Here is an 11,896-nt window from a genome sequence, read left to right as displayed (position 1 = left end):
TTCAACCAGTCTGTCGTCGGATTGCTTCCATGGCGTAGTCACCGAGCTGAGCATCCGGTGCGTCCAGCCAGGTGATTCGTGGGTCCGCCCGGAACCAAGTCTCTTGACGTCGGGCGAATCGCCGAGTGGCCACGATGGTGTCCTGCACGGCCTCCTCCTCGGTTTGAAGCCCATCAACCACGCGGAGGAACTGGTGGTAGCCGATAGCTGCCGAGGCGGTTCTCCCACTCCGTAGGCCCTCTGCCTCGAGGTCGCGGACTTCTTCCAGCAGGCCGGACTGGCGCATCTGGTGTACCCGTGCGGAGATACGCTCGTGCAGCAGGGGCCGGTCTACGCGGAGCCCGAGCTGCACCACTGGCTTGAGGTTGGGTTCGTAGACACGCTGCGGCATAAAAGATGTGAAGGTACGTCCGGTGAGTCGGATGACTTCGAGGGCACGGACAAGGCGGCGCTCGTCTTTGATCGCGGATGCCGTTTCTGGATCCGCTTCACGCAGTTCCTCGCGCAGGGCGACCACTCCCTCCTCCTCAAGCTGGGCCTGAATCTGGGCGCGGAGCTGCGGATCCGTGGGTGGGAACTCGATGACATCGAGAGCAGATCGGACGTAGAGTCCGGATCCCCCGACCAAGATCGGCGTTCTGCCCCGGCTGCGGACTTCTGCGACGGCGCCTCGGGCCTGGGTCTGATAGTCGGCCACAGAGGCTTCCTCCGTGACGTGAAGCAGGTCAATCATATGGTGCGGGGTGCCCTGGGCCTGCTCAGGGGTGACCTTGGCTGTGCCGATGTCCATGCCGCGGTAGAGCTGCATGGAATCCGCATTGATGACTTCACCGTCGAGCCGCCGAGCGAGCTCCAAGCTCAGGCCCGTCTTGCCAGATGCGGTGGCCCCGACCACAGCAATGAGGGGGGCCTGCTCGATGGGCTCAGGGTCCGACACGCAGAACCGGCATACCCAGTGAGACGGCCGAGGGCTTGTCGGCGTCGACTTTGGTGGTCCCGACGCCGCACGAGTCAGCCTGCCAACGGTCCCAGGCGTCTCCGGCTGCGGACCGGCGCACTGTGAAGTCCTCCGGGGCAGGATCGGAGAGCAGGTGGAAGCTGGCGGCGTGGGTGATGGGAACGGTGACGAAGTCTCCGGGGCGCGGGGGCTCTGCCCCCTCAGGAACACTGAAGTGCACGAGCCGGTTATCCGGTGCCCGTCCGGAGAGGCGACCCGTCTCATGGCCCTTGGAGCCGGTATCTGCGGTGACCAGCAGCTCTTGGACGGTGCCCTCCAAGGTCGCGTTTTCTTCCGCGGTGATGCGATCCTGAAGCTCCAGCAGCCGGACGAAGCGCTGCTGGACCACCTCCTTGGGGATCTGGTCCTCCATGTCAGCCGCAGGGGTTCCCGGTCGCGGGGAGTACTGGAAGGTGTAGGCACTGGCGAAGCGGGAGGCTTCCACCACGCGCATCGTGTCTTCGAAGTCCTCTTCGGTCTCACCAGGGAATCCAACGATGATGTCTGTGGTGACAGCCGCCTCCGGGATACGTTCACGGACCTTGTCGAGGATCCCGAGGAACTTCTTGCCGCGGTAGGAGCGCCGCATAGCCTTCAGGATTCGGTCTGAACCGGACTGCAGCGGCATATGAAGTTGAGGCATCACATTGGGGGTCTCCGCCATAGCGTCGATGACGTCGTCAGTGAAACTGGCGGGGTGCGGCGAGGTGAAGCGCACTCTTTCCAGCCCCCGGATCTCGCCACAGGCCCGGAGCAGCTTGGCGAAGGCCTGCCGGTCACCGAACTCCACACCGTAGGTGTTGACATTCTGCCCCAGCAGTGTGACCTCCACGGCGCCGTCGCCGACCAGAGCCTGAACTTCGGCGAGCACATCTCCGGGCCGGCGGTCGCGTTCCTTGCCGCGCAGTGACGGCACGATGCAGAAGGTGCAGGTGTTGTTGCAACCCACGGAGATGGAGACCCACCCGGAATGGACTGATTCCCGTTTGGTGGGCAGCGTAGAGGGGAAGGTCTCCAATGACTCGAGGATCTCGATACTGGCTTCTTGGTTGTGCCGGGAGCGTTCCAACAGCGTCGGGAGGGACCCGATGTTGTGGGTTCCGAAAACTACGTCGACATAGGGGGCGCGCTTCAGAACGGCGTCCTGGTCCTTCTGGGCCAAGCAGCCGCCTACGGCGATCTGCATGCCGTGTTGTTCTTTGATGGGTTTGAGCTGGCCGAGGTTTCCGTAGAGCCTATTGTCTGCGTTCTCGCGCACAGCACAGGTGTTGAAGACCATGAGGTCCGGTGTGGCGCCCTCTGCGGCTTTGGCATATCCGGCCTCTTCGAGGAGCCCGGAGATGCGCTCGGAGTCGTGCACATTCATCTGGCAGCCGAAGGTGCGCACCTGGTAAGTGCGCAGCACGGAGGAGTGTTCGGTACGGTCCAGAAGCGCTTCAGTCATGTCAGCTCAGCAGTGTCTCGGGTACGGTTTGCGTGCCGACCAATTCTACCGGTCGAGACACGATCTTCGACCATACCCACTGCCGGCGCCTCAGGCGCTGCGCTCTTCCATCGCTTCACGAACCAGTTGGAACGCGGCACCTGGGCTGTGGCCGCGTCGGCCGAGCATTCCCACAAGTCGGCGCGTAATCTTCTCGCGTTCTTTCCTGTCCTCTGGCCCGTTCCCCACCGGGATGGTGACCCCGCGCAGCTTGCCTTCAACGAGCTCGCGCGCGGCGGCATCCTCATCCTCCACGGAGAGCTGCTCCAGGGCCACCTCAATGGTTTCTTTAGTTATCCCCTTGTCCTGCAGCTCGTTGCGCAGCGCCGCCGATCCGAGGCCCTTCATCTCGTGACGGGTCCGGACCCAACTGCGGGCAAACTCGACGTCATCAATAAGCAGGACCTCCTCCATCCGGTCGAGGACAGAGGTGATCACATCCGCACTGAATTCCTTATCCTGCAGGGCCTCGGCCAGCTGGTGGCGGGATTTGGGTGAGCCGGTGAGTTTGCGGAGCACCGTGGCCCGCGCCTTGCTGTACTCATCTCCCGATGTGGGTCCGCTGGCAGGGGCCCCGGCCGCAGTGTCCGATGAGTTTGAGCCTGTTGCTGCATCGCCGCCAAAGAGGTCCGAGCGCAGCTCGCCCGATTCGTACTTCTGCAGCGTCTCCCGCAGTGCGTCTACTTTGGGGTCAGCCATAGTGGATCAGAGCGCCTTGAGCTCGGGGCCGTCCTCTTCAGCCGGGGCGACCATCCCTAGCTTCTGCTTGATGCGCAACTCAATCTCATCAGCCAGGTCGGGATTGTCTTTGAGGAAGGTCCTGGCTTTTTCCTTGCCCTGACCCAGCTGATCACCGTCGTAGGTGAACCACGAACCGGACTTCTTGACCAGGCCGTTCTCCACGCCTACGTCGATGAGTCCGCCTTCGCGGGAGATGCCCTCACCGTAGAGAATGTCGAACTCAGCCTGTTTGAAAGGCGGGGCCATCTTGTTCTTGACGATCTTTGCGCGGGTGCGGTTGCCGACGGCGTTGACGCCTTCCTTCAGCGTCTCAATCCGGCGGACATCCACCCGGATTGAGGCGTAGAACTTCAGCGCCTTACCACCTGAAGTGGTCTCCGGGGAGCCGAAGAATACTCCGACCTTCTCCCTCAGCTGGTTGATGAAGACTGCGGTGGTTTTGGTCTGGGCTAGCCGGCCGGTGATCTTGCGCAGCGCCTGCGACATCAGCCGCGCTTGGAGACCCACATGCGAGTCACCCATCTCTCCTTCGATCTCAGCCCGGGGCACCAGAGCCGCCACTGAGTCGATGACCACGATGTCCAAGGAGCCGGAGGAAATCAGCATGTCCATGATCTCCAGGGCCTGCTCTCCGGTGTCCGGCTGGGAGACCAGCAGCTCATCGGTGTTCACGCCCAGGCGCTCCGCGTAGGTGGGATCCAGGGCGTGCTCAGCGTCGATGAATGCGGCGATGCCTCCGGCCTTCTGCGCATTGGCGACAGCATGCAGCGCCACAGTGGTCTTGCCGGAGGACTCTGGGCCATAGATCTCTACCACACGACCGCGTGGGAACCCACCTATGCCCAAGGCGGCATCCATAGCGATGGAGGAAGTGGGAATGGTCTCGATGGGAGTTCTGACCTCATCACCCAGACGCATCACCGATCCCTTGCCGTACTGCTTATCGATCTGGGCGAGTGCCGTTTCAAGGGCCTTCTGACGATCCGGGCTGGAAGCCATGATTCACCTCACGGAGAGTTGTTGTTCGTTGACACAGTCGAGACTAGGGGCAGCCCCCGACATGCGCTCGGTCGGTCGGGTGGTGTGTGCGGGATGCAGCGTGGCATACCTGCACCGACCACGTCTGAGGAAAATTCTACGCAATGATCGAACACATATTCGATCAACACGCCGGGGCGGACTCATCCGCAGGCACCCCCGGCATTCTAAGGCTTCGGCGGGATGTCTCTGCCGAGTCGGCGCTCCTCCGGAACGTCCTGCTGAATGCAGAGAGCTTCCCACACTTCTCGGGTGGACACCCCGGCGCCCAGGGCCTCTCGGGCGGTGAGCTGGAAGGGAGTGATGACCAACTGATCAGCCAAAACATGAGCATAGTTCTTGCCGAACTCCTCCTCCATCAACATCCAGAATCGTGACTCTCGCATAGCCACTAAGCCACCTTGGGCTGATTGGGTGCGGTCTGGGTCTCGCCGGAGGAGCCGGCGTCGTCGTACTCTGCGTAGGTCTGGTTCATTTTCGCCAAGAGGCCGGACAGGGTCATGATGTCTTCCTCCGACCACGGTTCCAACATGTGCAGATAGCGTTCGGAGCGTTCCTGCTGCGCGGTGTCGAGCCGAGATCGCCCCTGTTCGGTCAGCGAGATCACCATCGCTCGGCCATCGGCTGGGTCGGCCTTCTTCGTGATGAACCCTCGCTCGGCAAGAGTGGTGAGCTGGCGGGACAGCGTGGGTTTGCCGATCCCCAAGTGCCTGGAGATGTCGGTCATGCGCTGCGCGCCCTCGCGCTGGAGGGTAAAGAGGATGGAGTAGGCAGCCGGTTCGATCTCCGGGTCGATTGTCTTAGCTAGTTGAATAGCGTTGTGCCGCCGGCGCAGAAAGAGCCGATGAAGTTCCTGCTGCAGTTCCCTGACGTGCACGCGACGATCCTCAGAAACCATGCAGTCAAGTCTAGCGGCATCGACCTCGAGCCCGCGCTGCGCCGAATCCAACCCCGCATACCCGCAGAGCCAGGATCAGTGGAGCAGCTCCAACTCTCCGGAGTCGAATTCGCGCTGCAGCTCGGTCGGCACCGTATCCGGCACTCGGGAGCCCTCAGCGGTGGCAATGCGCTCAGCCACCTGGAACAACATGGCTGCCAGCGGAACGTTCAGTGCGGTGCAGATGCTTGCCAGCAACTCTGAGGAGGCCTCTTTCTGGCCCCGTTCAACTTCTGACAGGTAGCCCAAGCTCACCCGCGCATCATGAGAGACGTCACGAAGCGTCCGTCCTTCTGACTGCCGGATGCTGCGCAGAACGTCACCGATTTCCTGGCGCAGGACAACACCTTTGGACTCACGGGTTGCTTCAGGTGCGCCCTGAGCTCCGGTGTCCTTCCACCGGGTCACACCGTTGACGGTGACTGGCTGCCTCATCATGAGAATCTCCCTCGCATGTACTACTCTCGTTTAGATCCAACTCGACTCACCGCCATTTTGTTCCCCCACGGTAACTCCGGTCCCTGGGAAACGGCTTAGGCGTCGGGCAGACTGGCCGGTTCGGTCTGCAGAAGATCGTTGACCAGCTGGAGTGCGCCTTCCACGCTGGCCTTACGGATCGACTTCCTGTCTCCGTTGAGACCCAACAGTCTGAAGCCGGACAGAGCACCCCTATCCGACACCGTGTCCTCGGAGGAACATTCCGCAGGAAACGTGAGCCTCAATCGCTGGACCACTCCCGCATCAACGTAGAAGCCCAAGTAAACGGTCCCCACCGACTTGCCCTGGTGCGGCTCGGGGCCAGCGACCCCGGTAGTGGCCACGCCGATCCCCGCCGCGCAGACGCGAGCTGCCCCCCGGGCCATCTGTGCGGCGACGCCACCGTCGACGGCGCCGCGGGACTCCAGCAGCTCGGCATCCACGCCGAGCACCTGCTCCTTAACCCCGTTGGAGTACGAGACCACTCCCCCCAACAGCGCCACAGAGGCGCCGGGGACGTCGGCGATGCGTGACGCCAGCGCACCTGCGGTCAGCGACTCGGCCGTTGCGACGGTGAGGCTGCGGCGGCCCAACCGCTGCACAAGCGCCTCAGGATCTGTGGAGTGTTGCGTCTTGCGTGCCGCCTGCTCCGCGTTGCCGTCGACCATCATGACCCTCCCCTGGCTGCGCGGCGTATGCGCATCGCCTGTAGGAGGTAATCGATGCCGGTGATCACTGTGACCACCAGAGCGGCCATCATGATCCAGAATGAGACCTCCGCCAGCCACCCGGCGATCACCGCCAGCGGCAGCAGCATCAGTTGCAGACCGGCAGTCTGCAGTAGGGTCTTCAGTTTCCCACCGCGTGAGGCCGGCATCACCTGTGTGCGCAGCATCATCAGGCGCAGGGCAGTGATACCCAGCTCGCGGATCAGAATGAGGGCTGTCACCCACCAGGGCAGCTCCCCCAGCAGCGAGAGCATCACCAGGGCAGCGCCGATCAGCAGCTTGTCCGCAATGGGATCGGCGATCTTGCCGAAGTCTGTGATGAGGTTCCGCTTCCGGGCCAGATCTCCGTCTATGACGTCAGTGGCCATGGCGACAGCGAACACACCGGCCGCCGCCCAACGCAAAATTCCATCGCCTGATTCCAGTGGCTGCAGGACCCCGGCTCCGGAGGGCTCGGCGTCGACGACCAACAGGATGATCAAGACCGGCACCAGAACGATACGCACCATAGTCAGTACATTCGCGATATTCAGCAGCGGAGCCTTGGCGTTGGCGTTCATCACAGTCAGAGTACTACTCACAGCCAGCTTCTACGACCGGTGCACCTATGCGGCACCCGTCACCGTCCGGTGAGCGCCCAAGCATCCTCAGAACCGGTCGGATTGTCAGCGACGTCGTGGTAGTCGACCGCCTCACTGAGATCGCGTGTGCGCTCGGCCATGTCCCGGGCGATCAGGTCCGCACTCCAGTCATCCTCTGCGCTCTCCCCGGGTCCCGATTCCTGCTCGGACCGGTGTGCCGGTACGTCCACGGCCTCGGTGGCCGCGGTGGTCGGCACCGATTCTGCTGGCTCCACCTCGGCCGCCCCGTCGAAGGGTTGCGAGGCGTCGTCCCCGGACTCACCGTTGATGGCGGCCAGCACCTCTCCGAGCTCCTCCGGGGAGACCAGCACATCGCGCGCCTTGGACCCCTCTGAGGGTCCGACGACGCCGCGGGACTCCATAAGGTCCATGATGCGACCTGCTTTGGCGAAGCCCATCTTCAGCTTGCGCTGCAGCATGGACGTGGAGCCGAACTGGGTCGTCACCACCAACTCGGTGGCTGCCAGCAGCAGGTCCAGGTCCTCGCCGATATCTTCGTCGATGTGCCGTTTCTTGGGCTCCATCGCCTTGACCGCGTCCTCCCGGTACTGGGCCTTCAGCTGTGACTTCACGTGCGCCACCACGGCCTCGACCTCAGACTCGTTGACCCAGGCACCCTGTACACGCATTGGTTTTGACTGGCCCATAGGCAGGAACAGCGCGTCACCCTGGCCGAGCAGCTTCTCCGCGCCCACCGAGTCCAGCACTACGCGGGAGTCGGTGGCGGAGCTGGTGGCGAATGCCATACGGGAGGGCACATTGGCCTTGATCAGGCCGGTGACCACATTGACGGAGGGCCGCTGGGTGGCCAGCACCAGGTGGATGCCGGCGGCGCGGGCCAGCTGGGTGATGCGCACGATCGAATCCTCTACGTCCCGAGGAGCGACCATCATCAGGTCGGCCAGCTCGTCCACTATCACCAGCAGGTACGGGTAGGGGCGCAGCACGCGCTTGGAGTCTGGGGGCAGCACGATCTTGCCCGCGCGAACGGCGGCGTTGAACTCGTCGATTTTCTTGTACCCAAAATGCGCGAGATCGTCGTACCGGTTGTCCATCTCCTTGCACACCCACTCAAGGGCCTCTGCAGCCTTCTTGGGGTCGGTGATGATGGGCGTGACAAGGTGGGGGATCCCTTCGAACGCGGTGAGCTCCACACGCTTCGGGTCAACCATCACCATGCGCACCTCGTCCGGGGTGGAGCGCATCAGCACGGAGGTGATCATGGAGTTGATGAACGCTGACTTGCCCGCGCCGGTGGCACCGGCCACTAGCAGGTGCGGCATCTTGGCCAGGTTGGCGACCACGAAGCCGCCCTCCACGTCCTTGCCGACGCCCATGACCATGGGATGTTCCAGCTTGCGGGCGGCGTTCGAGCGCAGCACGTCACCCAGGGCCACAGCTTCCTTGTCCCGGTTGGGGATCTCGATCCCGATCGCAGACTTCCCCGGTATGGGCGAGAGGATGCGCACCTCGTTGGAGGCCACCGCATAGGCGATGTTCTTCTCTAGGGTGGTCACCTTCTCCACCTTGGTGCCCGGAGACAGCTCAATCTCGTAGCGGGTCACGGTGGGCCCGCGGGAGAACCCGGTGACCTCGGCATCGACCTTGAACTGTTGGAACGTGGCGTCCAGTGCCGACACAATCTCAGCGTTGGCCTCAGTGTTGTTCTTGGGCGGGGGCCCGGCCGGCAGCAGCGACTGCTCCGGCAGCGTGTAGGTGACGTCCCCGGAAAGCTCCAGCTGTTCGCTGCGGACCGGTAGGTCCTTAGCTGGGGCTGGGGCTTCCGGGACGGAGGTGGCCTTGGGGGACGACGAAGTTGGCTTACCCTGCGCGCCCGGTCCGGAGAACCCGGCAGCGCGCTTGGTGGCTTCGATCTCCTGCTGCTGCCTGGTGGGGCGCTTCTGCCCCGGCTTGAGCTGGGACGCCTCGTCGATAGGCTCCACGTGCACTGAGGAGTCGTAGGCTCCCTCAGCCGCGGCGGTGTCTACAGCTTCGGTGGCCGCGGTGTCCGAGGAAGTGGCGGCGGCGTCGTTGCCGGCGATCTTGGCAAAGAAGCTGGGCCGATCGGAGGTCTTGTAATCCTTCTTGCCGCGCCCGATCCTGCGGGTCTTCGGGCGGGGAGGCTTAGGTGCCGCTTCGTCGTAGTACTCCGCGTTCTCCTGCTGTGCCGCACCGCCGCGAGGAGCGTCTGGGCGTTCCGCGCGCGGGCTGGGCTCACCGATGATGTAATCGCGAGCCACAGCCAGCCGGCTGGGGATCCGCCGGACGGGGGTGTCGGTAAGGACCAGTAGCCCGACCACCAGCAGCACCGTGAGCACAACCCACACCGGGTACTGCGTGACGAGGGTCGCCATGGGTACCACCACCAGGTAGCCCAGAACGCCGCCGGAGTCGATCATCTGCTCGAACCCGCCGTCCTGGGACTGCGAGAAGATCTGGTTGATGGTGGGAATCCCGGCAGAGAGGTGCGACAGTCCTGCGGATGCCGCCAGAATGATGGAGAGCCCGATGGCGACGCGCCCGTTTCCTTCATGCTGCTGCGGAGCCCGGAAGTAGCGGATGGCGGTGATGAAAAGGGCCAGTGGCAGAATCACCGATGCCCAGCCGAAGGTCCCGGCAGTGACCCGGTGGACGACGTCTGAGATCCAGTGGTCCCAGTTGTGCGCGCCCCACCAGTCCACCACTGCGGTCAGCGCGGCAAGGAGGAAGAACACCAGTCCCGCACCGTCGCGGCGGTCATCGGGGTGAATCTTCACCTGGGTTCCGATGCTGCGCACCGAACCGCCGACTGGGGTGGCCAGCGCCATCCACATTCCGCGGGCCGCGCGCGCCAGCAGATTGCCGCGCTCCTGCTGCTGTGGAGGGGTTTGCTTCGACGTCTGCGCGCGAGATCCGGAGGAAGTGGGCTTCTTCTTGCCGGACGACCGCGAGGGGGAAGTACGTGTCGCCATGGTTCCAACATAGCCCGCAGTCCGCCGGAAGGCCCGCATTTACGCGCGGCCGCAGGGCCTCTGCCGCTGACTCTGCCGGCACCAGCGCCTCCGCCTCCCCCAACGAAAAACCCCGGGTTGTCGGTCTTACACGGCCGTAGAGCGCGTGGTCATCCCGACAACCCGAGGTAAATCAGCCAGGGCGGAGACGTGAGGTCAAATGGAGCGGAGGCCTCAACCCCCGTGGGTAGAGGCCTCCAGCCCAGTGTGCCTAGGTTTCGACCACCACGGGGACGATCATCGGCTTCCGGCGCAGCTTCCGGCTGACCCAGGAGCCGATCGTGCGCCGCACAATCTGCTGCAGCTGATGCGTGGTGTGCTCCTTAGTGCCTTCGATCGCCTCAGTGAGCGCCTCAGCGATCTTCGGCTTGATCTTCTTGAAGACATCGTCCTCTTCAGCCACGCCGCGGGCGTGGATGTCGGGACCCGAGATGATTTTGCCGGTCTGTCGGTTCACCACGGTGATCACGGAGATGAAGCCCTCCTCGCCCAGCGTGCGGCGGTCCTTGAGCTCGGAGTCGGTGATCTCACCCACGCTGGAGCCGTCCACGTAGACGTAGCCGGCCTCGATCTGACCCACGGTCCGGGCGGTGCCCTCGCGCAGGTCCACCACGGATCCGTCCTCACACAGGAGCACATTCTCCTTGGGGACGCCGGAGAGTTCTGCAAGCTTGCCGTTGGCAATCAGGTGCCGGTGCTCGCCGTGCACGGGCATAGCGTTGCCAGGTTTGAGGATGTTGTAGGTGTAGAGCAGTTCGCCAGCACTGGCGTGGCCGGAGACGTGAACCTTGGCGTTGTCCTTGTGGACGACGTCGGCGCCGAGGCTCATCAGCCCATTGATCACGCGGTAGACCCCGGTCTCGTTTCCGGGGATCAGCGACGACGCCAGAATCACCGTGTCGCCTTCGCCTACCTGAACCTGGTGGTCGCCGTTAGCCATGCGGGACAGGGCGGCCATCGGTTCGCCCTGCGATCCGGTGGACATGAGCACCACTTTGTGGTCCGGGTACTGGTCAACCTTCTTGAGGTCGATCAGTATGTTCTCCGGAATGTCCAGGTAACCCAGCTGCTTGGCGATTGACATATTGCGGACCATAGACCGACCCACAAACGCGACCTTTCGGCCATGCGCGGCGGCAGCGTCGAGCACCTGCTGCACACGGTGGATATGACTGGAGAAGCTGGCCACGATCACTCGGCGCTGCGCTTTGGAGATGACCTGGTCAATCACCGGGCCGATCTCCTTCTCCGGGGTGGTGAAACCGGGGACGTGAGCGTTGGTGGAGTCCGCAAGGTAGAGATCCACCCCCTCCTCACCGACCCGCGCGAAATGCCGCAGATCCGTGATGCGCCCGTCAAGGGGCAGCTGGTCCATTTTGAAGTCGCCAGTGTGCATCACTGTGCCGGCCTCAGAGCGGATGAACACCGCCAGTGCGTCCGGAATGGAGTGGTTCACGGCGATAAATTCGCATTCGAAAGGCCCGAGCCTCTCCACATCACTTTCGCGAACGGTGAGCGTGTAGGGGCTGATCCGGTGCTCTTTGAGCTTGGCCTCGATCAGCGCAAGGGTCAGTTTGGACCCGATGAGCGGAATGTCCGGCTTGCGCCTCAGCAGGTAAGGCACAGCTCCAATATGGTCCTCGTGGCCGTGGGTGAGCACCAGCCCCACCACGTCGTCGAGCCGCTCTTCGATGTAACTGAAGTCAGGCAGAATCAGGTCCACCCCGGGCTGCTCCTCCTCAGGGAAGAGCACACCGCAGTCGACGATCAGCAGCTTGCCGTTGAGCTCGAACACGGTCATGTTCCGCCCGATCTCGCCGAGGCCGCCGAGCGGGACAATCCGCATGGTGCCTTGGCGGAGTTT

Annotated in this window: 11 protein-coding genes; all 11 read right to left on the bottom strand. The window is 63.4% G+C overall.

Annotated features, from left to right (window positions below):
• Nucleotide 1: 1 nt before the first annotated feature.
• Entirely contained in the window at nt 2–937 is a 936-nt protein-coding gene (miaA, locus tag D3250_RS04255; protein WP_225973123.1) for a tRNA (adenosine(37)-N6)-dimethylallyltransferase MiaA, read from the bottom strand.
• Nucleotides 924–2,441, bottom strand: coding sequence for a tRNA (N6-isopentenyl adenosine(37)-C2)-methylthiotransferase MiaB (gene miaB, locus D3250_RS11940; protein WP_119902066.1), 1,518 nt, complete (start codon nt 2,439–2,441; stop codon nt 924–926). Before miaB ends, miaA begins: the two co-directional genes overlap by 14 nt.
• Nucleotides 2,442–2,531: 90 nt before the next feature.
• Nucleotides 2,532–3,179 (bottom strand): regulatory protein RecX, encoded by a 648-nt coding sequence (locus D3250_RS04245; RefSeq protein ID WP_119902065.1) that lies wholly within the window; start codon nt 3,177–3,179, stop codon nt 2,532–2,534.
• A 6-nt stretch (nt 3,180–3,185) separates the two neighbouring features.
• A complete protein-coding gene (gene recA, locus D3250_RS04240) occupies nt 3,186–4,220 on the bottom strand; it encodes a recombinase RecA (protein ID WP_119902064.1) in 1,035 nt (344 codons plus the stop codon).
• 206 nt (nt 4,221–4,426) lie between these two features.
• Nucleotides 4,427–4,645, bottom strand: a complete 219-nt coding sequence (locus D3250_RS04235) for a DUF3046 domain-containing protein (protein ID WP_119902293.1) — start codon at nt 4,643–4,645, stop codon at nt 4,427–4,429.
• Between the two features lie 5 nt (nt 4,646–4,650).
• The gene (locus D3250_RS04230) at nt 4,651–5,157 is read right to left on the bottom strand and encodes a MarR family winged helix-turn-helix transcriptional regulator (protein ID WP_119902063.1); all 507 of its coding nucleotides are present in this window, start codon (nt 5,155–5,157) and stop codon (nt 4,651–4,653) included.
• Between the two features lie 75 nt (nt 5,158–5,232).
• Entirely contained in the window at nt 5,233–5,634 is a 402-nt protein-coding gene (locus D3250_RS04225) for a helix-turn-helix domain-containing protein (protein ID WP_119902062.1), read from the bottom strand.
• A 95-nt stretch (nt 5,635–5,729) separates the two neighbouring features.
• Nucleotides 5,730–6,344 carry a CinA family protein gene (locus D3250_RS04220; RefSeq protein WP_225973122.1) on the bottom strand — a complete coding sequence of 205 codons (615 nt, stop codon included), beginning with the start codon at nt 6,342–6,344 and terminating at the stop codon, nt 5,730–5,732.
• Nucleotides 6,341–6,961: a CDP-diacylglycerol--glycerol-3-phosphate 3-phosphatidyltransferase gene (gene pgsA / locus D3250_RS04215; RefSeq protein WP_119902061.1), complete on the bottom strand. Its 621-nt coding sequence runs from the start codon at nt 6,959–6,961 to the stop codon at nt 6,341–6,343. Before pgsA ends, D3250_RS04220 begins: the two co-directional genes overlap by 4 nt.
• 59 nt (nt 6,962–7,020) lie before the next feature.
• Nucleotides 7,021–9,993, bottom strand: a complete 2,973-nt coding sequence (locus tag D3250_RS04210) for an FtsK/SpoIIIE family DNA translocase (RefSeq protein ID WP_119902060.1) — start codon at nt 9,991–9,993, stop codon at nt 7,021–7,023.
• A gap of 250 nt (nt 9,994–10,243) precedes the next feature.
• Nucleotides 10,244–11,878, bottom strand: a complete 1,635-nt coding sequence (locus D3250_RS04205) for a ribonuclease J (protein WP_119902291.1) — start codon at nt 11,876–11,878, stop codon at nt 10,244–10,246.
• Nucleotides 11,879–11,896 lie beyond the last annotated feature (18 nt).

Origin of the sequence: Nesterenkonia natronophila (assembly GCF_003595215.1) — a bacterium.
Lineage (GTDB): Bacteria > Actinomycetota > Actinomycetes > Actinomycetales > Micrococcaceae > Nesterenkonia > Nesterenkonia natronophila.
Note: the sequence above shows the minus strand (reverse complement) of the source record. Positions and strands in the feature narration are given on the sequence as shown.